This is a genomic window from Enterococcus sp. DIV1537a, assembly GCF_051712085.1.
GTDB lineage: Bacteria > Bacillota > Bacilli > Lactobacillales > Enterococcaceae > Enterococcus > Enterococcus faecalis.
Window position 1 is genome coordinate 78,176 of record NZ_JBIOOE010000002.1, and the last position, 26,266, is coordinate 104,441.

General features: G+C 34.8%; 24 protein-coding genes. All 24 read left to right on the forward strand.

From position 1 onward, the window contains the following. The first annotated feature begins 274 nt into the window (after positions 1 to 274). Positions 275 to 790 (forward strand): hypothetical protein, encoded by a 516-nt coding sequence (locus tag IGJ41_RS14040; protein ID WP_438714765.1) that lies wholly within the window; start codon positions 275 to 277, stop codon positions 788 to 790. 26 nt (positions 791 to 816) lie between these two features. After that, positions 817 to 1,017, forward strand: coding sequence for a hypothetical protein (locus tag IGJ41_RS14045; RefSeq protein WP_010825613.1), 201 nt, complete (start codon positions 817 to 819; stop codon positions 1,015 to 1,017). A 13-nt stretch (positions 1,018 to 1,030) separates the two neighbouring features. Then, positions 1,031 to 1,609: a hypothetical protein gene (locus IGJ41_RS14050; RefSeq protein ID WP_438714767.1), complete on the forward strand. Its 579-nt coding sequence runs from the start codon at positions 1,031 to 1,033 to the stop codon at positions 1,607 to 1,609. A 205-nt stretch (positions 1,610 to 1,814) separates the two neighbouring features. After that, positions 1,815 to 4,217: an isopeptide-forming domain-containing fimbrial protein gene (locus IGJ41_RS14055; RefSeq protein WP_438714810.1), complete on the forward strand. Its 2,403-nt coding sequence runs from the start codon at positions 1,815 to 1,817 to the stop codon at positions 4,215 to 4,217. Next, entirely contained in the window at positions 4,217 to 4,993 is a 777-nt protein-coding gene (locus tag IGJ41_RS14060) for a sortase (RefSeq protein ID WP_438714769.1), read from the forward strand. Before IGJ41_RS14055 ends, IGJ41_RS14060 begins: the two co-directional genes overlap by 1 nt. 45 nt (positions 4,994 to 5,038) lie before the next feature. Then, positions 5,039 to 5,242, forward strand: a complete 204-nt coding sequence (locus IGJ41_RS14065; RefSeq protein WP_010825622.1) for a DUF5415 family protein — start codon at positions 5,039 to 5,041, stop codon at positions 5,240 to 5,242. Positions 5,243 to 5,273: 31 nt separating this feature from the next. Next, positions 5,274 to 5,576, forward strand: coding sequence for a hypothetical protein (locus IGJ41_RS14070; protein ID WP_010825623.1), 303 nt, complete (start codon positions 5,274 to 5,276; stop codon positions 5,574 to 5,576). A 68-nt stretch (positions 5,577 to 5,644) separates the two neighbouring features. Continuing rightward, positions 5,645 to 7,732 carry a hypothetical protein gene (locus IGJ41_RS14075; RefSeq protein ID WP_438714772.1) on the forward strand — a complete coding sequence of 696 codons (2,088 nt, stop codon included), beginning with the start codon at positions 5,645 to 5,647 and terminating at the stop codon, positions 7,730 to 7,732. Positions 7,733 to 7,747: 15 nt separating this feature from the next. Next, on the forward strand, positions 7,748 to 10,171 hold the full coding sequence (locus IGJ41_RS14080; protein WP_438714773.1) for a VirD4-like conjugal transfer protein, CD1115 family: 2,424 nt from the start codon (positions 7,748 to 7,750) through the stop codon (positions 10,169 to 10,171). Positions 10,172 to 10,245: 74 nt separating this feature from the next. Next, positions 10,246 to 10,719, forward strand: a complete 474-nt coding sequence (locus tag IGJ41_RS14085) for a hypothetical protein (RefSeq protein ID WP_010825626.1) — start codon at positions 10,246 to 10,248, stop codon at positions 10,717 to 10,719. Positions 10,720 to 10,775: 56 nt separating this feature from the next. Then, entirely contained in the window at positions 10,776 to 13,031 is a 2,256-nt protein-coding gene (locus tag IGJ41_RS14090; RefSeq protein WP_438714776.1) for a pLS20_p028 family conjugation system transmembrane protein, read from the forward strand. 76 nt (positions 13,032 to 13,107) lie between these two features. Then, positions 13,108 to 13,434 (forward strand): DUF5592 family protein, encoded by a 327-nt coding sequence (locus IGJ41_RS14095; protein WP_010825628.1) that lies wholly within the window; start codon positions 13,108 to 13,110, stop codon positions 13,432 to 13,434. 2 nt (positions 13,435 to 13,436) lie between these two features. After that, the gene (locus IGJ41_RS14100; protein ID WP_438714778.1) at positions 13,437 to 14,033 is read left to right on the forward strand and encodes a hypothetical protein; all 597 of its coding nucleotides are present in this window, start codon (positions 13,437 to 13,439) and stop codon (positions 14,031 to 14,033) included. A gap of 14 nt (positions 14,034 to 14,047) precedes the next feature. Further along, on the forward strand, positions 14,048 to 16,042 hold the full coding sequence (locus IGJ41_RS14105) for a VirB4 family type IV secretion system protein (protein ID WP_010825630.1): 1,995 nt from the start codon (positions 14,048 to 14,050) through the stop codon (positions 16,040 to 16,042). Between the two features lie 2 nt (positions 16,043 to 16,044). After that, positions 16,045 to 17,229 carry a lysozyme family protein gene (locus tag IGJ41_RS14110; RefSeq protein WP_010825631.1) on the forward strand — a complete coding sequence of 395 codons (1,185 nt, stop codon included), beginning with the start codon at positions 16,045 to 16,047 and terminating at the stop codon, positions 17,227 to 17,229. Positions 17,230 to 17,257: 28 nt separating this feature from the next. Next, positions 17,258 to 17,872, forward strand: a complete 615-nt coding sequence (locus IGJ41_RS14115; RefSeq protein WP_438714781.1) for a hypothetical protein — start codon at positions 17,258 to 17,260, stop codon at positions 17,870 to 17,872. 6 nt (positions 17,873 to 17,878) lie between these two features. Further along, the gene (locus IGJ41_RS14120; RefSeq protein WP_438714783.1) at positions 17,879 to 18,682 is read left to right on the forward strand and encodes a hypothetical protein; all 804 of its coding nucleotides are present in this window, start codon (positions 17,879 to 17,881) and stop codon (positions 18,680 to 18,682) included. A gap of 71 nt (positions 18,683 to 18,753) precedes the next feature. After that, positions 18,754 to 19,524 (forward strand): hypothetical protein, encoded by a 771-nt coding sequence (locus tag IGJ41_RS14125; RefSeq protein ID WP_438714785.1) that lies wholly within the window; start codon positions 18,754 to 18,756, stop codon positions 19,522 to 19,524. A gap of 94 nt (positions 19,525 to 19,618) precedes the next feature. Next, positions 19,619 to 21,079, forward strand: a complete 1,461-nt coding sequence (locus IGJ41_RS14130; protein ID WP_016626031.1) for a PcfJ domain-containing protein — start codon at positions 19,619 to 19,621, stop codon at positions 21,077 to 21,079. A gap of 183 nt (positions 21,080 to 21,262) precedes the next feature. Then, a complete protein-coding gene (locus IGJ41_RS14135; protein WP_010825636.1) occupies positions 21,263 to 21,607 on the forward strand; it encodes a hypothetical protein in 345 nt (114 codons plus the stop codon). Next, positions 21,600 to 21,986, forward strand: a complete 387-nt coding sequence (locus IGJ41_RS14140; protein ID WP_010825637.1) for a hypothetical protein — start codon at positions 21,600 to 21,602, stop codon at positions 21,984 to 21,986. Before IGJ41_RS14135 ends, IGJ41_RS14140 begins: the two co-directional genes overlap by 8 nt. A gap of 9 nt (positions 21,987 to 21,995) precedes the next feature. After that, entirely contained in the window at positions 21,996 to 23,702 is a 1,707-nt protein-coding gene (gene mobP2 / locus IGJ41_RS14145; RefSeq protein WP_438714788.1) for a MobP2 family relaxase, read from the forward strand. Positions 23,703 to 23,776: 74 nt separating this feature from the next. Continuing rightward, positions 23,777 to 23,944, forward strand: coding sequence for a hypothetical protein (locus tag IGJ41_RS14150; RefSeq protein ID WP_010825639.1), 168 nt, complete (start codon positions 23,777 to 23,779; stop codon positions 23,942 to 23,944). Positions 23,945 to 23,960: 16 nt separating this feature from the next. Further along, a partial coding sequence (locus IGJ41_RS14155) for a toprim domain-containing protein (RefSeq protein ID WP_438714790.1) occupies positions 23,961 to 26,266 on the forward strand: 2,306 nt, incomplete at its 3' end.

Below are 26,266 nucleotides of genomic sequence, written 5' to 3' on the forward strand. Positions count from 1 at the left end.
TAACTACAAGAATACCGACTGAGCTGTGGGAAACTCCCTTGAATCAATCAGCGTGTCTACTAAGGAATTCAAGGTACCAGGTAACAATATATTACTGGTTTGACACATACATGAAAAGATTTGCCACGACCTAGGAAATACTTAGCGAGCAAATATCCTACTTTTCTAGAGTTATCGTTTACGGTTGCTATAAAACGAGCGAAAATTTTTATTTGTTTATTTATTGATAAACAAAAGGTATTTAACAAATTATCAGGAAAATGAACGTAACAGCATGAAAGGAGAAGTTATGGAAGTAAGAGACGAAACAAAAACGTTGTTTCTTGTTCCTGGAGCAGGAAAAGATGTACGTTTATATTTTAATCAAACAAAAACAAAGCTAGAGAAAGTGAGATTATCGTTAAACAAAGTAGCAGAGATTTTATCAAATGGATTCATAGATGAGCAAAGTTTTTTACAAATTGAATCAATCGGTTTAATCACTCGTAGTAATTTTAAAACGATGATTCGAATTGAGGGAATTCAGCAAGGAAAAATTGAGCAGGAAGTTGTAAATGTTACTGTCGATACAAAGGAAACTCAAAAATTACATGATGAAAAAAATAAGCCGCTACTCGGTCAGCCCTATTTTGAATTTATTATTGATGCTGAAGAACAAATCAGTCATGAAGCATTGTACAATCTATCAAAGAAGAACGACCAAACACTAAAAGAAATAAATAAACAGAAAAAGAAAGATTCTTATTACAACAAGCTAGCAAGATCTACCCAAATTAATGACAAAAAGTGAATCTAAAAGATTAGGAGGAAAAAATAATGAGCAAGATAAAATATATAGGGTTTTTGTTACTGGCATTTTTCATTTACACCAATTTATACACAGGTTTAACTTTTTCATTTCCAGTATTTCTGGCGATCCTTGCAATGATTATTTTTTGGAAAATCACCTTGAAAGTAGTTGGACTGTTTGGTAAAGTTGTTCTATTTTTTGTGACATTTATGTTTTTCCAATATTAGGAGGATAAAAACAATGCCTATCGATCAATCAGACAAAGTCCTTAAAGAGCTTTTAGAGTTAAAGCCCGAGGAATACCGTGTAATTACTTCAAATTGTTTTGAACAATACAGATATTTAACTATAACTAAAACGATAATTTCCAAACTATGGTTTGTTACAGGTTATGCTGGGTCAGGAAAAACTACTGAGGTAAACAATCTTTTAAGAAACAATTCAGAGAAGAAATTAATATTTACTTTCCCAAAGAGAACGGAAGATGCGTACAATGAATTACAAAATGTTAAATTCTTTGAGTTTTCAGATGCAGGAAGTCTTGGGAGTTTAAACACTCACACTATTATTCAAGAGATACAAGAAAATTTAAGTGGTGAAACAAAAATAGTTGTTATTGATGATCTAGTTCTGTGGGGTCATTCAGGTCATGGAATTACTGAAAAAAATAAACTCTTTTTAAAACAATTATTGACCTATGCACTGAGTCGATCGGATATACGATTCTATTTTATCTCTTATCCACTAGCAGCAATACCTGGAAATCCCGAAGAAGTAAAGATTAACACAGATAGAGATAACGCAATAAAAATTGAATAGGATGGATTAAGCGATAGATAAAATTCTAGCGCTTTTTTTGTTTTATAAAATGAGGTGAAAATATGAAACATATCCGTGGTTCTCCTATGTTTTTTAAAGTTTGGGAGTTAGTAGAAAAATATAAAAAAATAAATCAAAAGAGGACGATGAATTGAATAAACACGCGATTTTAAAAAGTTTAGCAACCGTTACAATCTTAGCAGGAATGGTTGTTCCGATGGCAACACCGTTTGTTGCAAATGCTGAAGGAGAAAACGAGGTTCCTGCAGAAGTGCAAACCACCTTTTTTCAGCGAGCTGCTACGAACAGCACGTCTATTTTAAATGCACCAAATGCGTCTCTGGTCACGCCAAATGATGAGGCTCCGGCTAAGTACAGTTTTATCGCTAAATTCATTAAAGGTGTCACTAAAGTTGAAACAGGCGGCCCCGGATGGACAAGCGATGTTTTTGTGAATATGCCACCACAAAAGTGGGAGGGGAAAATTGGTCTGGATGTTACTAAGACCAAAAAGGGCCAATCATGGATTCGTTACAATAATGTTGGGACAGCTGATGATGGCACACCGATTGACTTAAAAATAACGATTCAAGACTGGAAACAATATCAAAGCACAAATATGGTTTCGAATAATATCGTTGCTTTTAACAATGTTAGTGCGATTGCCACATATCAAGGTGGTTTTAGCTGGGTAAAACAAACATGGACGTACCTAGAACATGGAACGGACAAAGAAAAACCAGTCAGTGGTTATTATTCCTGGGTGGACATTGATAATCTTCAATCAATGACGATTGGAAAAGATACCTATAAATCAATCGATAAATTATACGTGCCAACAAATAAAACAATTGTCAAATACAAAGAAGAAGCGGATGGAGGAAAGACATTCTATGATTCGGATGACATTCCAGTAGATGATGGTGATAATCGTGGCGATTTCACTTTCTTATACACGAATCAAGCTAAATTTGATTTTATTTATGGTGAAGATTTTGCCACACGAGAAAAGAATTTAGGATATCCTTTACCACCTAAAAATAACAATCAATATAGCTATTTTGGCTACAGTGCCAAGAAACCAGTAAAAACTGCGCCGTTGATTCCAACAAAAACAGTAACAGACAATGATGAAAAAGACGTAAAAGAAAACACGTTGGACGGTCTAGGTCAGGTGTATACGTACACAATTAAGCATAAAGTACCTGATGAAATGCCTGAATTCTACTACAGTAATTACGAAATGCACGATCAATTAATTCCAGAACTGGAACGTGTATCAGAAGTGAAAGTCATTGATGAAGCTGGAAAAGACGTGACGAAAAACTTTGATGTGAAACATGAAGGAAATCTAGTGAAAATGGTTGCGAAACCGTCTGTATTAAAAACTGCAGGTTTCTACAATCATGATTACAGATTCAGCTTTGATACAAAAATTCGTGAGGGCGCAAGCCTTGATAAATATTTGGTTGAAGGAAAATTAAAACTACCGAATGAAGCGAAGATTATTCAAAACAAGAAAACTGTACCGACCGATAAGACAGAAACGACAGTAAAACCAAAAGATCCAGGCATTAAAAAAATCATTGTAGACGGTGAAAATGAAGTAGAAACAACCAATGTTGAAATTGGGAATGAAGTGACGTTCAAATTAGCCGTCGACATTCCAAACACAAAAGATATGAAAACATTGATGATTCAAGATGATCTAGAAAATGTATTTGCAGCAAACAAAGAAGCAAAGGTGACTCTTGAAGATGGCACAGATATCACCGACCAAGGAAAGGTTACGCTAGACAAAGAAACTGAAAAACTTACATGGACAGCGAATGAGCCAAACAAGTTAAAGGAAAAACGTTTATTTGTTTACATTAAAGGAACGGTTAAAAATACGACAGATTTAAAAGCTTTTCTTGATGAAGAAAGCGGAAATTACATTGTTCCTAATATTGGTCAATTGATTATCGATAAAGAATCGATCAATTCAAACAAAGTTGATGTCGTTATTCCACCAAAAGAAGTGAAACCAAAAATCACAAAGTCTATTGAAAAAGATGGAAAAACAACGAGTCTATCGAGTGTCAAAATAGGAGATAGCGTGACATTCAAATTGAATGTTGACGTGCCTAATCGTTTGAAATTAGAGAGCTTAGGCATTCAGGATGATTTAGAAGATGTCTTAGAAGCGGACAAAGAAGTAATTGTCACACTTAAAGATGGGACAGATATTACAGATCAAGGGGAAGTCACAATTGATGAAAAAATGGAAAAAATCACATGGATGGCAAAAGAACCTAATAAACTGCGAGGCGAACATTTAGTTGTCTATGTAAAAGGGAAATTGAAGGATACGGATTTATCTGCACATGCTGATGAAAAAGGAAATTACATGATCCCCAATATTGCGCAACTCCTTGTTAATGATCAACCGTTAGATTCAAATGAAGTAAACATTGTAACACCTCAAGAAAAACCAAAAGTGCTACCAAACACGAACTTAGATTTAAGCAACAAGAATAACTATGGTTTGATTGCTTTAGGAACGGTAGGAGCCATTGCATTAGGTGGAACAATTGTTAGTGTAAAACGTAAAAAAGGAAAAGAATAATGAAAGTTATTTGGCAGACCATTAAATACTATAAATATCAAGTAGGAGCAATTGGAATAATTCTAATTGCTCTTTTTTCGTTTTGGGGCTACAGCACAATTCAAGCAAAAGAAAAACAGGAAAAACAAGCAACGGTCCAAACGCTAAAAGAAATAAATGCCAGTGGAGTCAAAGAAGCGAAAATCCCTAAGGAAAAAAATAATAAGGATGATCATTCGCCAGCTGCTAATGATGGACAGTTAAACATAAAAAATAATGATTCTACCAAAGACGAAACAGAAAATGAACGAGTAAAAAATGAAGAAACGATAGACGCTCTTTCAACTGGAGAACGTCCAACACCTGAAGAAATTAAAGCAGCGCATAAGAACTTCAATCAAGTAAGAAACGACATTGTAGGTACACTGACAATTTCTTCGATTGGATTAGAAATGCCAATTTTAACTGGAGATTCGTTTAATCAAATGCTTTACGGTGCTTGCGAGGTATTACCTAAACAAACAATGGGACAAGGGAACTATCCCTTAGCTGCTCATAATGCAGGCATACCTGGCCTCATGTTTAGTTCGTTAAAAAACGTTCAACTAGGAGATAAGGTTACCCTTACAGACCGAAATAATCAATCGTGGACCTATGAAATTACAGAAAAGAAGAACGTCGATATGACCGATACAAGTATTTTAAATAGCACGCTTCGGCCAAGAGTCACGTTAATTACTTGTGACCAAGAAACAGAAACCACTGGTCGCGATGTAGTGATTGCTGAACTCATTTAAGTATGAATGTAGTTACTTGAGAGTTTGAAAGGAGGTGTGTCTGAAATGGCGAAAAAGAAAACCGAAAAACAAGTAGTGGTTGAGAAAATTCTACAAAAACGCAACAAATCACTTGCTGATTGGAAGAAAGAGGCGTTAGACAAAGCGCAGTTTGATTTTTTTAAAGGTCAAGACGCGGACTTAGAAGCTTATGCGCTGGACCGTGCAATGGATCAGCTAATTTTAAATGAATGTAAGAAGAATAACTAAATACTATTAAAGAGATGAAAGAGGGAAAACAATGTTATCAATTAAATCATTATTATTGTCAGGACAAACATTTGTGTTGGGCCAAGTTGATGTATTCAAAAAGCTAGAAGAAGTGGGTAGAACATTTTCAAAAAATCTACAATCAATTTCGGCTTTTGGTGCATTAATTGCCGCTATTATTTGTGGGATTGGCTTCTTTTTAACCCGCCAAGCAGCTGAAGGCTCAAAAAGTAAATTGGGACAGATTATTATGGGGGTAGGCGTTGTTCTTCTGGCTCCGTCAGCGATTATTTGGCTATATACTACATTTGGTGGAGCAGCACCAACATTCTAATACCAACGTTTAAAAAGCGCTAGAAAAATTCAACTAGCGCTTTTTTGTTTTCTAAAGGAGGGAACTTGATGGTACAAGTAACAATACGTACGGAAGAGAAGAAGTTTAAAAAGTTTAAAATTCATGGGTTTAAAGTGAAGCCGTGGGAAAAAGAAGTCAGACTTGATTTCACTAAAGGAGAAGAAGTATTGCATGCCATTTGTGATGAAATGCAAGAAAGAGGGATTGAGACTGGGAAAATTCACATTACCATTTATTTTGATGATAAGGAAATTGAATGTAGCCCAATGATATTGGATATTACTGAAGAATACCCATTACTCGTTGATTTGATAAAGCAAGATATGATCCAATCGATGGATGAAAACACTACTGAAGAAGAAACTAAGCTTTTGAGAAGCGTCCTTGAATCTATTCAACAAGAGGTTGGGGTTATTAGTGACGATTCAACGCCTATCGAGGACGAGGACGAGAGAATTGAACAAGTAGATCAGGAAGCAGAGCAGTCGAATGAAGTGAGCATTGACGTCAATACGTATGAAGATCAAGAAAATAGTGATGAGGGTATTGATGAAGAACTCGAAATTGTGATTGATGAGGAGAATGAAAAAAATAGTGTTAACTCAGTTGATACTCAGGATCAGTCAAAAGGGCGATTAACTACAAGTTATATGGCTTACACGACCCCAACAAATCGCTTAAATCATTTAAGTGAAGTGGCAGATAGCTGCTCAGAAGAAGCCGTTTTTAACAGCTTTGAATTGCAAGAACTTAATGAATTAACAGAATTGCAAAAATATCAATATAATTACCTCACGAAACGTCTTGATGAATTAGGACTAAAGACGAATGTCAAGGCATTTAAGTCCGTAATCGATGAAACTAAAGTAAACGTTACGAAACAACTTAGTGAGTATTACAAAGAAGTAAATCAAGACAAACCTTCAAAATATGCAGACGAACATATCGAAGAAGAATTTGCAGAAGTTAAATTAACATTTAATCAGAAATATTTTGACTTTGAAGCGCAACAGGAAGCGATTATGGAGCGTTTTGTTAAAGATATGGAAGAATCCAAGCAAAAAGAATTAGAAGCCTTTAAAACGCAATTAGAGCAAAAATACGCAAAGCTTTTACAAGAAGAAAGACAAAAAACAGAAGCTGCACTTGTTACAAAAAAAGAAACATTAAGAAAAGACTTAGAGCAAGAAGAAGCTGTAGTCTACCAAGCATTAATTACTGAAAAAATGGAAGAGCGCGATCAAAAACTAACAGATTACAAAAATCAGTTAGAAGAGCAGGCTCAAAGTGACATTGAAATGGCTTCATTGAATCTGATGAGTACATTTGAGGAAATCAAAAGCACTCTACAAAAAGAATTAGAAGAAAAAAGTGTCGAGTGGCAGCAATTAATTGTTCAAGAAGAGCAACTACAAGAGCAAAGAAGAGAAGAAGCCAATCGGAAAAAAGAAAAGGAGCAGGAACAACGAATGAAAGAAAAAGAGTTGGAATTAAAAGAAAAAGATCTATCGTTGAAGCAGAAAGAATTAGACACTCCGAAAACCCCAGAAATTCATGTAATGTCTATGCCAGCAACAGAGCCAAAAAATGTATTTAACGATCAAGTTCTTCAACAACTCTTAGCTGATAGAAAGAAAGAAGCAGATCAAAAACAAGCAAGGTTTAAATATGGCATGATTGCGCTTGTTACTTGCACGATGTTAGGTGTAGGAGGCTACTTGTTTAACTCAACAAACAATACTCAAGCCGAATTGAATAGAACAAAAGAACAACTAAGTGCTGTAATGAAGAAGGCTGAAGAAAAACCAGAAGAAACAAAGGAAACATTGGATACATTACTGAAAGATCGTGAATTTGAAAAAGCATTTGATAAATACACAGATGCCAAAAGTTTAGAAAAAATGGAAAACTATTTTGTGGAAACAGAAGATTTACCAATGCTTAAAAAGTTTAATCAAGCATTTAAAACAAAGACTGGTACATTAAACGAAGCAATTTTAGAAAGCAATAACAAAAAAATCACAGAATCCTACGAAAAAATTGAAAAGAAAGATCAATTGAACGACCAACAAAAAAACGCTGTAAAATTAGCTTATTATTCTCAAAATAAAAAAGACCTAGCAGAAAAAGTATAGCTAGGAGGCTTAATTATGCGGATTAAAGACAAGAAAAAGAGAACAAAGTTCATATTACCAAGCCTATTAAAACTATTAAAAGTAGATACAACAAGAAAATTTCTCAGTCATAGCTATTTTTACAAAGTCTCAGGTGAAGATTTACCAGAAAGACATGAAAAGCGTTGGATTGCTAAGATAGTGTGGTCTTTGATTAGTTTTTCCGTCTTGTTTTTTGTGATAGGCTACATTGTTTCTATTTGTTCACAGTTTATTGGGGAACTAACAGCAGCTGGAAAACAAATGGATGCGAAGAATCTCTTTTTAACAAATTTCCCTACAATAACCATTGATTATTCCTATTGGTCGGCAATGAATCATTTATCTATGAAAACAAAGATAATACTCGTACTTTGTAGTATTCCCCTTTCTATTATTGCAGGTTTTTATATTGATTACCTATTTCATTCAATTACCGATGGTCAAAAAGGTAATAATCGATTAACAACGCTTAATGAAATTAAACAACAGTATAAAGAAATACCAGATCGAACGAAACCGTTTGAAGGTGTAGGTGGAATACCAATCAGCCATTACAAAGACAAGACATATGTTTCAACAGAAACTGAAAATTCTTGCTTCATTGGTACTAGTCGTTCAGGTAAAGGTCAAACGTCTGTGTTAAGTTTGATCGATAACTTATCAAGAGCAGCAGAACAATGCTCAATGGTTTTAAATGATCCGAAAACAGAATTGTATACTTCGTCAAAAGAACCTTTAGAAAAAAGAGGTTATGAAGTTTTAGCATACAATGTGTTAGATCCTTTGTCGTCAATGAGCGATAACCCACTAGCCTTAATCGTAAAATACTGGAAGCGAGGGGATGTAGATACAGCAACTGAATTGACCAACACATTTACAAATACAATCTACAATGATCCAAATGCAGGCGATAACAAGTATTTCAATGACAATGCACAAAAGGCTGTCAATGCGATTATATTTACCTTGTTAGAATATGCAGACAGAAACAATGCGTATGAAAAAGTAACACCCAACAACATTGTAGAAATGTTAACGGAATTAGGTAGTTTGAACTATAAACTTGACGAAGAGGACTTTAATGAGAAAAATGCGTTAGACGAGTTTATGGAAAGTTTACCTGCAGGCAATGTGGCAAAAAAACAATATGGATCTACAAAAATGGGTTCAGACAAAGCACGTGGAAATATTTTATCAACGGCCCTTACTGGTTTAAATCCATTCACATTACCTAAAGTAGCGAAAATGACTTCATTAAGTAGTTTAGATTACAAATCAATTGGTTTTCCAAAATATATCGATGCGAAATTTCATGAATCAATGATGGCAAAACGTGTGCAAGTTAACTTTTATCATGAAGGAAAGATTATTCATGAGGAACGCCTAAAAGTGGAATACAAAGGTTTTGCGGAGTTAAACTTCAAATGTAATTTGGTTAGTGGTGACATAATTGAGTTTAAATACACAGATGAGGACGACACGTACATTGCTCGATATACGTTTGAAAGAGAGATTTTAAAAGACGAAGAGGGCAATATAGTCTATCAGAAGAAACAAGGCTGTGAACACCTACCAGACTACGAGAAATACGCGAAAATGACGTTATTAGAAGATAGCACGATGGAATTGGAAAGTTTGGATGTCCACTATTCTGACAAGCCAATCGCTGTATTTATGTTAACGCCTGACTTTAACTCGGCCAACCATGTGTTAGTAAGTATTTTCTTAAAACAAGTCTATACTGAGTTATCAAGTCAATGTGTCAAAACACGAGGTGACAAGTGCCACAGAAGAATCCATTACATTCTTGACGAATTTGGTAATATGCCTGCAGTAGCAGATATGGAAAATGTTATGACTGTCACTGCTGGACGTAATATGCTTTGGGACTTATTTGTCCAATCATATAGCCAAATATTTGCAAAATATGGTGAAGATACTGGGAGAACAATTAAAGAAAATTGCCAAAATCATATTTATATCATGTCCACAGATGGTGATACAGTAGAAGAATTTTCTCACAACGTAGGACACCGAACGGTCCAACAAGAACAAGCGCAAACGAATATTTTTGGTATGAATAAATCTATTAGCCGGAACCCTGATCAGGAACGGATACTGACAAGAGATAGGATCGCCACATTGCTTGAAGGGGAAACAATCGTTATTCGTCCTCTAAAACGTCGCGATAATCGCGGACGAAAAGTACGAGGGTTTCCAATTTTTAATACAAAGAAAACAGCAATGCCTTACGCTTATCAGTATTTGAAAGAGTTTAATAACGGTGGCGATATACAAGATATTGACATCGAAAGCATGCATGCAGATCTTGATTTATCTAAGTTTACTCTTGATTATATGCAGTTTTTAGTCGATTACCAGGCTAAAGAGGCATACATGAGTAAAAAAGTGGCTTAAACTGGTGAAAGTACTGGGAAATATGCGCAAATATGATAAAATATTTACTAGATAAACAGATAAAGGAGTATTTTATGAAAAAATTAATTGGCGTAGTTAGTATCTTAGTCATTAGTGTGTTAGGTTTAAGTGCTTGTGGTACAAATAATGAAAAAAGTGAAAAGAAAGAACAACCAGCTGTTACAAAAAAAGAAAAAGACAGCATTTTACCTATTGGCAATGAGTATGTGTATCAAGACAAGTCGGATTATGTAAAAATCACTGTCCTTTCTAATGATGAATGGTCTTTACAGACTGAAGATATGCAAGTTCCAGAAAAGTTTACAGTTAAAGATACGAAACAAGAAAAAGATGGATTTAAACTTTTAGAAATGACTGCAAATAAGGAAATAAACGGTCATGGCAGAATTACTATTACTGAAAACAAGCCCTGGTACTATTACTTGGTAGATAAGGGAGATAAAATTGGGTTTAATTTGAAAGTTACTGATAATCCAACAGATATTGAAGGTTCTGCGGAATTAAAAGGTTACTTTTTAAAACAATAACTATGAAATGAAAGGCATGCAAATAAGCATGTCTTTTTTGATTGGAGGGAAACAATTTGTGGGATTGGCTCACAGGAGAAGCAGACAAAGTTGAAGCAGCAATAAAATTTTTAACTAATTATGATGACTATTTACAATTTCAAGGTCTGGGTAGTTGGTTATGGAATAGTTTTGTGTGGGGTGCAATTAAAATACTTTATGGGTTAAATACTGGTCTAGAAAAACTTCTCTTACAATCATTTGATGTAGGAGATTTTTTAAAAGATAAAGGCTTAACCGATTTACAAACCACTTTTGCGACAACATTAGGGGCTATATTACTGTTAATTAGTCTTATTTGGATAGGAATAAAAATGATGACGTCAAAGAATCCACCAAAACTAAAAGACACCCTTGTGATGTTAGTAACAGCGGTTTTTATTCTTTTGTTTAGTGGTTCAATTGTAAATACTTTATTTGACCATAGCAAAACAGCATTTAATGATATAACGCAAATTAATAAGAATGCGCCGTCTATGCAAATTATTCAGGATAATACTAGTGATTTGATTACTGTGCTAACCAAGAAAAAAGAAAACATTAAACCAACAGATAAATTGAATGCTATTACTGCAAAAAATATTTGGCATACAGACATTAATGCAGTAATAACGCCAGATTCAATAGATAAGATAAAGGAAAAAACAAAAAATGATGATGCTGTAAATCTTGAAAGAAAACTTACTGTTGATGAGAAAGGAAAGATAACTGCAGGTAAGTACAAAGACAATTTCATTGCCAGCTCAATCTACGATTCAGGGTATCGAAGATATGCGACAAAAAATGGTGTCATTTTCACCGGAGAAGCTTCGTTATCAATCGGATATTTGTTTATTATATTTTCGATTGTCATGTGTATTTTCGAGTTGATGTACAAGAAATTTTATTTACTTGTTGCAACTTCAACAGACTTAGAAACAGGACAACGAAGAAATAAAGCGTTAGAAGGAATCTCACAGTCACTGTTATTAATTGCTTTTACAGGGTTAGAGTTAAGAATCTATGTTGGAATTTTAAAGTTTTTAGGAGACAAGAATTTAGATCCAATTCTTTATGTTATTTGTCTAGTTGTTTCTACTTTCCTTTTATTCAAAGGTTCGCAAGCAGTTACTGCAATCTTTGGTGTTGATACTTCTCTTAAAAATGGCGGTAGCTCGTTATTGTCTGCACTTGGTGTTGCAGGAGTGGCCAAAGGTTTTGGGCGAAGTGCTAAAAACGTGGCTGGGTCAACTGTTTCAGCTGCTAAAAAAGGAATTAATGGAATACGAAATAAAAACACAGACTCTGATGGAGGAAGTAACCTTAATACTAATGAAGATGTTAAGGAAAATTCTGCTTTTGAAACCTCTGGAAATGAAAAAACTAGTCTAGGAGATAAAGCAAAAAATATGGCTAGAAAGTCTGGAAAATTAAAAGGTTACCTTGGGGAACGCAAGCTCACAGGAGCTGCTGAAGATGGTATAAATGCTGTGAAAGAAAAAGCGGTCGATGTCACCGAAGCAGCAAAAGATGGTGTTAAGAATCCAATTGATAAAGCAAAAGAATTTGGAAAAGATATTAAAGAAGAATATGAAACAGGTGTTGATGAAGGGATTTCTACAGGTTTAAATAAACAGTCAGAAGCGAAAGACAGCATTTCTGAAGAAGATATATCTGTACCAACAACAGAAGAACTAACAAGTCAAACGAGAGGAACAAACCAAGAAGTACCATCGGATCACAAAGAATCTGCGAATTTACCAACAAGAGATTTGCCAGAATCAATTGATCTACCAGAAAGCACTACAGGAAAAGAATTGCCAAAATCAGGAGGCAAAACAGAAGAACGCAAAGCGAAAGGTCTCAATGACCAGGTGATGATAGAGGAAGAAAAAGACGTGAATGTTGAAAACAAATTAAAGGAAAACGTCAAATCAACTGAAGGCACGACAAATGCTTCAGTAACAAACGACCGACAACCAATTGATACTACACGATCAATGAGAGGAAAACATAAATCATCGTCAGACAAGCATACGAGTACTACAGAAACAGCAACCGTAAACTCAACAAACGAGACGAAGCAAAAAGTAGATGTTAGTCACACCGAGAAACAAAATACGCAAGTGAATACGAGAAATACTGTAACAAGTGGAAACAAAACGGTGTCCAACAAAATTGATGAGAAAGCACCTATTATTCAGAATCAACAAGTTAAATTGACACCAAAAGCACAAGAACTAAAAGAGCAGCAAGACAGACTGAAAAATCAATTGAGAGGAAGAAATAAGTAGTCAAGTATTAATGAAAAGCAAGCAAGGAGAATCTGGAGCTTGCTTTTTTATATTCAAATGAGAGGAGAAACTATCAATGGATAAATACAGAAACGCAAAAACACCACCCTCTATTTACTTTCGCATGAAATTGTGGGGATGGTTAGTATTCACCGACTTACTAGTAGTTGCTTTCTTTTTTCTAGTAGCAAAACAAGGGAATACTATTTTTGGTTTGGGAAACGTAATGGGATTCGTTAACTACTTCTTTTCGTTTGTCATTGCGATTTTATTAATTACAGTTCCAAAAAACAATCCAGAAGAACCCAGGTACAAACTTTTATTTTATGCGCTAATTATGGATGTAAACAAATATCATTCACTAGATAATCAAAGAACGTATCACAAGAAAAATGAGGTGTAATAATGCAAATCAAAGAGAAAAAACAAAAAACGTCTAAAGGCTCCCTTTTAGATACTTTTAAGGAAAAAGACATGAGTATATTAGATACGCTGCCGTTTAAATCCTGTGACGAAAATGGCGTCATACGAACAAAAAATGATACGTATCAAAGATACTTACAAATTAAAACCAATGATTTAGACAGTTTAAACGATAGTGAATTAGCTGAAATGCTAGACTCACTTACAAATGCTTGCCGCACCTATGTCGATGATGTAAAAATTATTGCTTTAACAAATAAAACTGATACAAGTGTTATGCAAGCCTACTGGCGCGTGCAGATTAACAAAGCACAAGAACAATTGTTAAAAAATCCTTCTGATGTAGAAGCTGCGTCCAATAAACAAGTATCTATTGAAAATGTTCAACGTTTGCAGAGAGTCGAACTCGAACGTCCCGATTTAAACTTTTATTATGTTATTTTTGCTGATTCTACGAAAGAACTAGAAAGAAAAGAAAGATTACTGAAAAACAAGGCTTCAGCATACCGTTTAAAATCTTTAAATAAAGCTGAAACAACAACGGTTTTGTATCGTTGTAACAATATGAATGACGAATAATTGGAGGGGAAAAAATGGCAGTTTTGGATAAAGTATTGAATGTATTACCAAATCAACAAAGCATAGTTAATCCTTTGAATAAGTTGAGTGATTATCAAGCGTCGATGCTTGAAAAAGAAGGATACGATTTAGATTGGTTGAAGGAAATTCAACCACGTGGAGGAATTGAGTTTAATGAGAATGGCTATTCTACTTCAGACGGATATAATCGAGTACTGAAGGTATACAGCTACGCTAACGACACAGGATTTTTCTGGTTAGCTTATTTAATGAACAATTTAAATACAGTAGCTACGTTGGATATTGCTACTGCAGAAAAAGATGAAGTTATACGAAAAATCAATTATAAATTGAACGAACTAGAGGACGCTGCCGAAAAAGAAAGAAAAGCAACGGATCGGAACGACAGTGTCGCTGATTATCAAGAATTAACCAGTTATGCGTTAGATTTAACAAGAAATGGAGAAATTGCTAAGAAAATTGTTTTAAGAATTCATGTATATGCCCCAACTATTGAAAAATTAGATGAACGCTGTGATGAATTAATTAAGGATATTAAAGCGCTTGGTTACAAGGCTTATTCACGGATGTTTCAATCACACTTTGACTATGATTCTTTGTTTTGTTCTTACTCAGAGCAGGAGAAACAACCAAATTTCCAAAGAGGTCATACTACAACAGCTCTAAACATTGGAAAAGGAACGCCATTCAATCACCAGACATTGAAGGACTTGCATGGTGCAGAGTATGGTTACACAAAAACCGGTGGTGCATTTATTTGGGATGTTGTTCATTTAAATAGTACACGGCTTTCAAGTAACCTGGTTATGTTTGGAACAATGGGTGCTGGGAAATCAACCATTTTAAAAATGATGGCAGAAAATTTACTTGCACAGGGACATATTGTCTGGGGTTTTGATAAGGCAAAAGATTTTATTCCACTTATCCGGTCTAGAAATGGCCGTATCGTGCGTTTAGACGGTTCTGAAGGGATGATTAACTGGTTAGAGGTATTTGCCACTAAAACGGATGACAACGGCATAAATATCAACGAGAAGCAATCATTCATTGCACATTTGGACAAAGTAACACACCAAATGTCTTTAATTAACCCAGAATTAAAAGGTACGTTACGATCTGACTTCCGTATTTATTTGAGACAGTTCTATGTTTACAAAAAACTTGTTCCAAAAAGTTTTAAAGAAGAAGCGGGCCATGACAATCTAAAAGACTTCAAAATTACAGGACTATCACCAGAATCCTATCCTACTTTTTCAGAGTTTTGGCAATTTCTAAAAAGTATCACCATAAAAAACGGAACGCCAGGAAAAATTGCTAGAAAAGAAAAACTAGAAACGATGGTGGAAGAACTTTGCGAAACCTACGGCGAAATGTTTGACGGCCACAGTACTATTTCAAACTTCTCCAGGGAACATTTTTTATTATTTGATATTGAGTCAATTGATGGTTTAGATCGCGGTGTATTCCAGGCTCAACTTTACATGGCCATGACCTTAATCTGGAATCAAGCCTTGATTCAAGGGAGACGACAAAAGTATTTAGTTGAAAAAGGAGAACTTGATGAAGAACATGTACGTAAATTTTGCGCACTGATTGACGAATGTCACAACGTGATTAATGCTCACAACATTGAAACAGTTGAATATATGACCAATTTCCAACGTGAAATGCGTAAAATTTTTGGCTTAACTTTATTAGCTACTCAATCGCCGCAAGAAATGGTACCGGAAAACGTGAATCACCAACATTTAGATCAATTGAAAAAAGTATTTGAGCTTTCCCCACAAAAGGTATTCTTGAAAATGGACCCGTCACAAATCCCACACATTCAAAGCCTTGTTGGGAAATCTTTGACAGAATCAGAAGTGCAAAGCATTACTGAACAAAAGAAAGGGGACGCCATTATCACATTTGGTGACAGAGAAACCTATCGTGTGCATATTACACCTAATGAAAGACAGCTAAAACTATTTGCAGGAGGTAAGTAATCGTGCAAAATGAACAAGAAAACAAGGCACTAGTTGAACGAATAATAAAAATGAAACGTCGGGCAAAACTATTAAAACTCATTCTTGGTAGTGTGAGTTTTAGTAGTTTTTTCCTTTTAATAGCTGGGCTAGTGAGCATTATTTTTATCATAATAGGTGCGAGTACCCAACAAGAAACACCAGGGGAAGGAAATGGATCTATTTCAGGAAATATAAATCTAAGTCCACTTGTTCTCACTCTAAAACCTATCGTTGAAAGAGAAGCAAAAGCTCAAGGTATTCCAGATATGGTACCTGTTTTGCTAGGGATTATTCAAGTTGAATCAGGCGGGAAACTACCTGACCCCATGCAATCAAGCGAATCTGCGGGACTACCTGTGGGATCGTTAGTGGACGCGGATTCTTCAATTAAACAGGGTGTTAAACATTTTAAGGCAGCTATTGACCAAACAAAAAGCGTAGGAGCCGACGTGTGGACAGCTGTCCAAGCCTATAATTTTGGAACCGCCTATATTAACTATATTGGTACAAAAGGGAAAGTAACAACAACCAAACTCGCTGATGAATATTCACGAACTGTAGTCGCACCGTCACTTGGTAATACTTCTGGAATTATGTATAGCTACCCCAATCCAGTTGCTATTCCATACAATGGTGGCAGATTATATTTGAACGGCGGAAATTTTTTCTATGACTTATTAGTGAAACAATTTGTTCAACAAGGAAGTTCAGGCGGTGGAAATGGTGGAGGAAATGGACAGAATACCGCAACCGGCTGGAAGAAAAAAGCGATTGAAAATGCACGAAGTGAAATGGGGCAAACCTTCCCGACTGGTTGGGATGCACCAGGAGAATGTATCAAGGCTGTTCAGCGATGGATTAATAATGCTGGTGGCCATTTTGGTGTTGGTGGTGTTCGCTCAGGATACGTCAATTCAGGCGCACAAGAGATCCCCTGGAATCAAGTTCAATCAGGAGACGTGGTGCAGTACGAGAATCAAACTGATCCAGAATTATTTGCTTCTGGCGTCCATACTATGCTTGTTGAGTCCGTTAATAAAGATGGAACAATTAACGTAGTAGAGTGTAATGTGCCAGGAGGAAGTGGTTTAGTTGGGGCCAGAACAAACCTAACAAATGCTGCTCCTGCAGGGTGGCGAGCAGTTGTATGGCGCTTCCCAGGTTAGTAAATAGTTAAAAGAAAGGATTAATGAAATGAAAAAAACAGTAGTAATTTTGGCATTGGTGTTGAGCCTTGCAGTAAATGTGACACAGTTCTTAGTATTTAAACAATCAAATAATCAAGAAGTGATAGAAACGAAAGAACAAACTGTAAATCAAGAAAAAGAGATCTTAAAAGGAACAATAAAAGAAAGAGAAAAACGAATCAATGAATTACAATCTCAGCTTGATCAAGCGAATAAAACGCCTGAACCTACAGATCAAAAAAATGTATTTGAAGAAGTCTATTCAGATATGGCAATTAGGTTTTCAAAGGTAGCGTTGAGTGGTCAATCAGCGGCAGTTAACTATGAGAAAGGATTAAAAGACATTGCAACAGAAGAATTATATAACCGTATGACGAAGTCAAGCGGAACACAAACTAAAAATCCAAGTATTACACTTAAGTTTACAGATGAGAGTGCATACATTGATACAAAATCAATGACGGATGAAACTGCCACAGTTTTTGTACGTATGGGTTATTCATATAACGCTGAAAATGATTCAAAAAATCAACAACAACCAGTTAGTATCGCCTATCTACGCTTGACATTAATTAAGGACACTCAAGGACAGGTTCGGGTGTCTAACTTTGAAATGGGGTAAGGATAAATGGTAAAAAATTCCAAACGAAAAAAAATATTTAAATGGTTTAGGATATTTCTTATTGTAGGGCTAGTTATTTTAACTAGTCCTTTATATATGAGGCAAAAGCAAGAAGTAACGTCCGAAGTAACGACAAATTCCATTTCAGATAGCATAGTTATGAAAGTCAGGAATGTAAAATATAATCCCAACACTCAGTTAATGCAAGCTACATTCAACCTAGAAACAACAGAAGGAAGTACACCGGATATAGAATCAATAATGAATCTTGTCTACTCGATTGATGTTGCTAGTAAGTTGAATAACAGGGAATATAAACCCGATGTGAAACGAGTAAATGACCAATATTTAGTAGTTACAATTCCAATGGTACCCGAAGAATTTGACTTCATGAGATTTAGTGTATCACCTAAATTAGTGGATAACACCAAAGATAATTCATACCCACCTATTAAATTTTATGTCAGTCAAAAGCATGTAAAAATGGATAAATCATTGAAAGAAGAGACGATGGAGGAATACCAAAAGCAATTTGTAGTGTTTAAACAAGATCAAATTGATAAATCCATTGAAAAAGAAAATCAAGCAATTAAAGAGGAAAATGAAGCAATTACAATCAACGTTGAAAAGATTAAGAAGCTTGAAAGTGAGCTAGAGTATCAGGTAGAAGAGGAGAAACAAAAGACTCAAGGAACGATTTCAACTTTAAACGGTGACATAGAAACACGTAAGCAATCAATCGAACGTTATAAGCTTACAATCGAGTCGTTAAGAGAAAAAAGAGAGTTAGTGAAAGAACAATACGAGTAAGAAGGAGTTTTCACTAATCGTCGCTATCGCTTGCGATAGCGACTCGATTTTAAAAATTGGAGGATAAAAGTATGAGAGAAATAATAAATGCTAAGTTGAAAGAAGTAAAGATACGGCCGTTTTTTGAAGCGCAGTTAATGAATTTAATGTACTTCATTAAATATTATGCAAGGAGTGTATTGATAATATATGCGTCTATTTTCGGATTAATATGGATGAATGTTAATGACATTGTGGTAATTAAAGGTGTATCACCAAAAGATTTTATTGATTTTCTTATTACCTTTAATATCATTCTTTGCGGTTTTCTAATGATAACAAACCTTGTCTCAATCGGAATTTCATTTTCAGTGAATCAGTGCAAATTATCAAGAGAAAAAACTACTAAATTGATCAAGACGTTTCTTTTTTATTTTTTGTTTTCAACTATTCTTTCGGCTAAGGAAGAAATGATCACTGCCACGGTTGATTTTGACGATATTTCTATGAATGTTTATTTTACAGTAGTCTTATACGGAATTTCTTACATTTTTAGTAGGCTTAACATTAAGTTATTTTGGAAGCGAGTTACAAAGAATGTTGAAATAAAGAGCAAAGATTTTTTAATTAAGTCAGAATCCTCAGATTGCAAATATCTTGAAGAACAAGTAGTTTTTTATAACAACATAGATCAAGTTGTTAAGCCAGTTGCAATAAAAAAAGAAGTTACAAAAATTAATGATGGGATAGTAGAAAGCAGCTCACTTTATGAAGTGCAAAGTGTTACTTTAGCTTTGAAATATTCAATTGTCCCTTACGTTAATGTTAACCATATACACCGGTCTCCCATTGATTGTCGCTAACGTTTTTTGAAAATAGTATGAATTTAAAAAATTTTTTTCCACTCATAATCGCTGTTTACAGCGATTGAACTTTTTGAACTGAAGGAGGTCAAACGTGAAATCATTTAGCTTACAAGAGTTATTTACAGCTATAGAAGATGAAAAGTTTCAACGCTATGACTTAATAAATAATTCTATTGAAGGGATGCTGCTCTTAAACCAAGAAGTAACTAGCCACACTTTTATTTGTAAAGATGGCGAATTGGTTCTTCCAAAAGAATCAAAGCTAGTGTTAAACATAAAAGCCGTACGAAAGATTATGTGTGAGCAAAGATTAATCGAAGGCGTGGATTTAAAATATTGCGAAACGGATGAGTACTTGGTAGAAGTCAATTTTGAGAAGCGTCGTAGACTAACTGAAGAAGATCAAGAAAATTATTTTTCAGAAGGTACAGGCGAAGAATATCTTGTTTTAAAATTTAAAAAAATGAATGCCAATAGAATTGTAAAAGGTTTGGAATATGAAGTGACAGAAAATTGCTACGTCCGCTATGCAACGAAAGTACACACGTTTTTAGAAGATAAAGAAAATGGGTTAGACTTATCTGAACATTGGAGAGGTTATGGATCTGTGCCTCTAAGATTGCATAATGAATTAACTTTTATGGATCGAGCGCTTGCTGAAACATTTCAAATGATGAATCCTTTTGTAAATGAAATGACAAAAGAGAAAGACCGATTACCTATTTATTGGACAGAAATCATTGAGGCAAGGAACAAACAAGATCTGTTAAATAAGAAGTATAAACGAGTTACTTTTTCTAAAAGTGTTAACAAATATCCATTACGTTACAGCTATGCATTTTACAAATTAAGAACAAAGGTAACAACGGATCAATTGAATAAAATGAAAGCTTTTGTAGAACAGCATAAATCAATAGATGTATTTCCAAGTAAAATCTTTGATAGTAAAAAGAATGATTTGGATTTCTACAAACAATTGTTAGAAAGTTACCTGATAAAAACAAATCAAGTGACAGGTTTCAAAACGTTTGAGGAACTTACGTATGAACAGAGGGATTTAAGTATGCTGCTTGATGATATATATGATATGGCACAAATGCTTCACAAAAAGATAACCTTAAACTTTACTACAGTTAAAGGGATGAGACGCTACCATGATTCGTTAGTTGAACTTTTAAATAAACAAAAACAAAGAAAATTAAAGGATTTTACTTTTTCTTTTCCTCAAAAGTTTGATCAATTGATAGAAGCAGCGGAACAAGATAGTCGTTTTGAAGTAATAAAAACACACAAGGAATTGTTTTTAGAAGGGTTAGAGATGCACCACTGTGTTTATAGTTACTTAAATCTAGTAATGAAAGGCAAATGTATGATTCTAAAGTATAAAGATGATAAACATCGTTACACATTTGAAGTTAGGAAGAGAAAAAACAGAAAATACAGCGTCAGACAATGTTATGGGAAATATGATTCATTACCTGAACCAGAGATAGAACATTCAATTAGAGCGTTCACTGAATCAGTTCCTTGGAGAGAAATGGAAAGAGCATAAGGGAAATCTGTCCCCAAATTGAAATTTGAGGACGGAAATAGGCTGTGCCTATTAGATTTGTAAGAAAAACGATTGGGGCCACTTTTCGCTAATTATGGATAGCGAATGGATAGCGTACAAACCATTCTGGATAGTCTGCGGATACAAACCAAAGACTATCCATTGAGGAAAGGAAAAAAATCTATGAGTAAAAAACGTATGAATATGGAACCAAAGGATATAAAAATCAGGGGAATAAATGAGGAATTAATTCTATCATTTGATCGAAAAGCAGTTGAACTAACTAACAAATTGAATAGACCTGTTTCAAGAAATGAATACATTAAAATGGTTCTTGAAAGTCAACAAGCTATGCCTGTATATGAACTTCAAAAGAAACTTTTAGAAGAAACGATTGATCGATTTACTAGAATTATGGAAATTCAAAATGATACGTTTGAGAGATACATTGAAAGCAACGAAATGATGATAGAACTTATGACAGGTATTCCGATTGAAGAATTGAGAGGAGTCAACAGCGATGATTGATAGACATGTGACTTTTGAGGAAGAACACCAAAAAGTAATTGACGACATTATTAAAAATGTTCCTGGTGTAAACAATTTAAGTCAAGCTTTCCGATACTTGTGTATGGAATATGATGGCGAAAACAAAAAAATGCGTGAACGTAAATTGAATGCAATGAGTAAAGAATTATCAATACTATTGACCATTATCACTAGTGCAATGGAAGAAACAATCGATGTTAGTGAGCTAAAAGAATACAAAAATTCAACACTTTATGCTCGTGCAAAAGAGCTAGTAGAAGAAACCATTCAAACGAATACTACGTTTAAATCAACCAAACGAAAAAAAATCTCGGAGAGAAAAACAGATGATTTATTTGCTAAGAGATCTCCTTTTTAGGTATGACACATGAGTAGTCCAGGGATTATTTTAACGACGCAATTTACCACACCAAATGCAAAATCATTCACGAGTTATCTAAAATATATTACGCGTGAAGAGGCGTTGCTCAAAAAAAATGAACGTAGTATTCAAGAAGAAATGGAACTGACTAAAATTCAAAAGCACTTAGATCAAAATCCTATGGAAGAAGGGAACACCTACAACTCATTAAAAAAGAAAAAAGAGCTATCTGAAACTGAAACTGAAATTTCAGGATTGTTAAACAGGGAATCAACAGACGAACAAGATTTTACAAAGTATGTTTCATACATGACACGTAAATACGCATTAGAAAAGAAATCGTCCCTTACAAGTTTCGAAGAAAAAGAATTAAAACGAATCAATCACTCGTTAAATGAATTTGAAACAGACGAGATTCCAGCAGAAGATACTCCATTAAGTGGTGTCTTTACAGACAAGCAAAATCATATTTTTGATGACGATCTAAAAGAAATTAGTAAAGAATTCTCAAACGGTCAAAAAAGAGGGTCAATCATTTTTCAGGATGTCATTTCACACGATAATGCGTTTCTTGAGGAACTAGGGTTGTATGATTCAAAGACGGATACTTTAGATGAACGAGGACTGATTCATGCGAGTCGTGCGATGATGAAGGAACTTATGGAAAAGGAAAACTTATCAGACAGTGCGCAATGGATGGCGTCAATTCACAGAAACACCAAGCACATTCACATTCACTTTGCTTTAGTAGAAAACAGAAATACACGTGATGAAAAAGTGGTTAAGATTAACGGAGAAGAGTTCGTTCAACCCAAGGGTATCCGTAAACAAAGTACATTGGATGCTATGAAACAAGCGTATGGTAGAGAGCTTAGAGATTATGCTTTAGGCAATGAACGAGTTAAAAAACTTGAAAGAAAATCTGAACTGCGAAACGAAATTGTGCAAGAAGTGAAGCTGGAAACAATTTATTCAAAAAAAGAATTACGTTTGTTAAATGAAATCTATCAAGAATTACCAGAAGAGAAAAAACACTGGGTGTATGGCGATAAAGACAAAACTAAATTGTCACCTGAGCTACGAGAGAAAATAGATACATTGACTGAATCGTTAATGAGTGAGTCAAAAGCGTATAAAGAATATTTGGAACTGATTAAAGAAGAACAACGAATGAAAACAAGAATGTTTGGCCAAACAACACGTGAAGATAAAGATCAATTTACAAACGAATTATTTACGATTAAAAAGCGTTTAGGCAATTCGTTATTGACTGAATTAAGAAGCCAAGATTCTGAATTAAATCAACGAAGGCAGAAGATTTATGGTGCCTTTGAACAAAAGGAAGCGAAAGATTCTTTCCAAGAAAAAAATGATAATGGCTATTCAAAAAGGACGGACACGAAACAAGAAGAAAAGTACAAAAAGCAAAATAACACGTTTCAAGAGCAACGACAACCGTATGGTGCCAAATATAAAGGAGATTTTAGGAAAGAACCTTTTTCAAAAGGAAATCAATTTTACAAGGCACAAACACTTGGCAGAAATCAAAAATATAACAATCAAGATAGGAAGCATTACAAGCGCCCTATTTTAAGTCAAAAGAATTTGTATCGGATAAAACGATCACTCGATACTCACACAGACAAGTACAAAGAATTACGTGAGTACGAGCAAATGAAACAACGGATACGTTGGGAACAAGAGAGACGTTAAACAAAGTGAACTAGAGCAGAACGAAACTTTTGTTCTGCTCTTTTTAATACAAAAAATTGAAAGGAGGGCTGCAGATGAACGAAGTAGTAGAAGTCAATCTTTTAACAAATGAAGTAACTGTCCGTGATATTGAAAGTAATGAAAAATCTGTTGTGGTATTCACAGATGCACGAGCAAGAGAACTGTATGAAGATTTTACACAAAATGGCAATGAACCATTAATCATTGACTTAGATGACTAAAAAGGAGCGAAGAATTATGGCGAAAACAAGAGCAGATTACAAAAAAGAAATTACTGAACGGACACAAGCAGCAAAAGAACTTGTTTTAAATCAATCAAAAAGTGCCGATGGATTAGCAGAGTATGGAGCATTTGCTGCACGGTTTGCAGGGAAAGGTTCGGCCAATGTAAAACTGATCTACGAACAAAACGCACAAGCACAGCAAGTCATTACGAAAAAGGAACTGGAAACAAATAACCTGTCTTTAGCTAGTGAACAAGAACAACCACTGCGTATTTTTGAAGCAAAGAAGATTGAAACGTTTCTAACAGAAACAAACAGATACGTACCAATTTATAAGGCGACAGACGAACAAAAGAAATTAATTGACAACGGCACCTTAAATAAATCTGAAAAGACCTACTACAATTTAATCGATGCTTACGACATTCAACAGTTAGACAAAGAATCGCAAGAAAAAATTCGTCAAGAAGGAACGAAAGCAAGTGTTGAGTTAGAACCAGTTATTCACGCTTACGTAGAAAAACAATATGCGACGATGAAGAATGGCACCTTCCAAAAAGCATTTACAGAATACATTGTTCGTCAACATTATGGGCTGGATCAAACGGAAGAACTAAACGTTAAGTTTGAAAATTGGGCGACACGCGATTCTCCAGATGAGTATCGCTTAAAAACAATGGATAGTAGTCAAAAAAATGCGTCTGTGATTATTCAATCGCTCAATAAAGAGATGGAAGGTGAAAAAGAAGTGAAACAAACAATCAAAAAAGACCGTGTTACAAAACAGGAAATTGCAGCTGCTGAAAAGGTAAGCATTTTAGATATTGCGCAACAAAACGGCATTGATTTAGAGCAAAGTGGTGCTAATGAGTTCCGTTTTGTGCATGATCATAGTGTAGTTATTAATACTCGAAAAAATATTTACAACGACTTCGCAACGTCTGGCCGTGGGGGAAACACCATTCATTTTGTGCAAAAAGAGTTAAATGTAAAAAACTTTGTTCAAGCGGTTCAATACATTAACAGTGGTGAGTTTATTGAGGTAGGAGATTTTACCGACAAGCCGGTTCCTTATGAGTACAATCCAAACAAAGAAACACAAGATTTTACTGACTCAAAAAATTACCTAGTGAACGAGCGAAAAATTAATCCAGAGTTGGTCGATCACTTACACAAAGAAGGCCTATTGCGTCAAACTCAATTTCAATCTGAGGCGATGAAGGAAAAAGGGTACGCACCACATAACAATTTAGTGATGGCGTGGAAATATGAAAATCAAATTGTCGGTGCAACAGAACAAGGCGTTCAAAAGAATGATAATTACAAACGTGGGGCATATAAGGGAATTCAAGAACATTCTCAAACGAATCGTGGATTTAATTTTAAGTTTGGTGAACCTAAACACTTGTATTGTTTTGAATCAGGAATTGATGCCATGAGTTTCGCGTCACTTCAAATTGAAAATGAAGGGAAAGGAGCCGTTAAAGATAGCTGGTATGTTTCAATGGAAGGATTAAAATCAAACGCTCTTGGGGAACACATTCGTTTAGCTTATGATGAATTAAACAAAAATAAAGAACCTGAAGAGCCTGCTTTAATTCCAACCATTGAACTATGTATAGACAATGATGAAGCAGCCGATGAATTCTACAAAAACTTACCATTTAATAAAGACACAATCGTAAGAAACTCACCTGAATTACCAGAAGGAAAAGAAAAATGGGACTGGAACGACCAGCTGAAGTCAGAAAAAGAAAATGAAATAGAAGTTAATCCTAGGGTCCTAGAGATGTATCCATCAGTTAAGGACATTCAAGCAGCACTTGTGTTTGATAAATATGGAGATCTTAGAGAATATCAAACAAATGAAAAGTTATTTTTGAAACTTCCAACTGAGCTGTCTAGACAAATTGAAGCATTAGGAGGGGAGCATGAGTACATTCAATTTTGGATTAGCACGTCAGATGAAATGGAAGGTCGTGCAGAAGCATTTGAGCGTAGAGATGAAATCAAACAACAAATTCAAGAAATTACTGAGCCAATTATTCAACAATCGTTTGAAAAAGATAGTTTAGAAGTGAATCCAGAAATGCTTCTTCGTTATTCAAATGAAAAGGACCTTATGTCTGGTGTTGCCATTGATAAACATGGTGAATTTAGAGATCAACGCACAAACGAAAAAATATTTTCACACGTACCTGAAGAATTAGCCGAAAAATTTGAAGAGTTAGGTAGTCAGTATAATGGGTTACAGTCCATTCTTAACGATGGTGAATTAGTTATAGGAGAAGATGAAATACTTGATCGTTTAAGCGAAAT

What these genes read in the sequence shown, in the direction of transcription:
- IGJ41_RS14040 (WP_438714765.1), top strand. Translation starts at nt 275, where the DNA reads ATGAAAGGAGAAGTTATGGAAGTAAGAGACGAAACAAAAACGTTGTTT.
- IGJ41_RS14045 (WP_010825613.1), top strand. Translation starts at nt 817, where the DNA reads ATGAGCAAGATAAAATATATAGGGTTTTTGTTACTGGCATTTTTCATT.
- IGJ41_RS14050 (WP_438714767.1), top strand. Translation starts at nt 1,031, where the DNA reads ATGCCTATCGATCAATCAGACAAAGTCCTTAAAGAGCTTTTAGAGTTA.
- IGJ41_RS14055 (WP_438714810.1), top strand. Translation starts at nt 1,815, where the DNA reads ATGGTTGTTCCGATGGCAACACCGTTTGTTGCAAATGCTGAAGGAGAA.
- IGJ41_RS14060 (WP_438714769.1), top strand. Translation starts at nt 4,217, where the DNA reads ATGAAAGTTATTTGGCAGACCATTAAATACTATAAATATCAAGTAGGA.
- IGJ41_RS14065 (WP_010825622.1), top strand. Translation starts at nt 5,039, where the DNA reads ATGGCGAAAAAGAAAACCGAAAAACAAGTAGTGGTTGAGAAAATTCTA.
- IGJ41_RS14070 (WP_010825623.1), top strand. Translation starts at nt 5,274, where the DNA reads ATGTTATCAATTAAATCATTATTATTGTCAGGACAAACATTTGTGTTG.
- IGJ41_RS14075 (WP_438714772.1), top strand. Translation starts at nt 5,645, where the DNA reads ATGGTACAAGTAACAATACGTACGGAAGAGAAGAAGTTTAAAAAGTTT.
- IGJ41_RS14080 (WP_438714773.1), top strand. Translation starts at nt 7,748, where the DNA reads ATGCGGATTAAAGACAAGAAAAAGAGAACAAAGTTCATATTACCAAGC.
- IGJ41_RS14085 (WP_010825626.1), top strand. Translation starts at nt 10,246, where the DNA reads ATGAAAAAATTAATTGGCGTAGTTAGTATCTTAGTCATTAGTGTGTTA.
- IGJ41_RS14095 (WP_010825628.1), top strand. Translation starts at nt 13,108, where the DNA reads ATGGATAAATACAGAAACGCAAAAACACCACCCTCTATTTACTTTCGC.
- IGJ41_RS14100 (WP_438714778.1), top strand. Translation starts at nt 13,437, where the DNA reads ATGCAAATCAAAGAGAAAAAACAAAAAACGTCTAAAGGCTCCCTTTTA.
- IGJ41_RS14105 (WP_010825630.1), top strand. Translation starts at nt 14,048, where the DNA reads ATGGCAGTTTTGGATAAAGTATTGAATGTATTACCAAATCAACAAAGC.
- IGJ41_RS14115 (WP_438714781.1), top strand. Translation starts at nt 17,258, where the DNA reads ATGAAAAAAACAGTAGTAATTTTGGCATTGGTGTTGAGCCTTGCAGTA.
- IGJ41_RS14120 (WP_438714783.1), top strand. Translation starts at nt 17,879, where the DNA reads ATGGTAAAAAATTCCAAACGAAAAAAAATATTTAAATGGTTTAGGATA.
- IGJ41_RS14125 (WP_438714785.1), top strand. Translation starts at nt 18,754, where the DNA reads ATGAGAGAAATAATAAATGCTAAGTTGAAAGAAGTAAAGATACGGCCG.
- IGJ41_RS14135 (WP_010825636.1), top strand. Translation starts at nt 21,263, where the DNA reads ATGAGTAAAAAACGTATGAATATGGAACCAAAGGATATAAAAATCAGG.
- IGJ41_RS14140 (WP_010825637.1), top strand. Translation starts at nt 21,600, where the DNA reads ATGATTGATAGACATGTGACTTTTGAGGAAGAACACCAAAAAGTAATT.
- mobP2 (WP_438714788.1), top strand. Translation starts at nt 21,996, where the DNA reads ATGAGTAGTCCAGGGATTATTTTAACGACGCAATTTACCACACCAAAT.
- IGJ41_RS14150 (WP_010825639.1), top strand. Translation starts at nt 23,777, where the DNA reads ATGAACGAAGTAGTAGAAGTCAATCTTTTAACAAATGAAGTAACTGTC.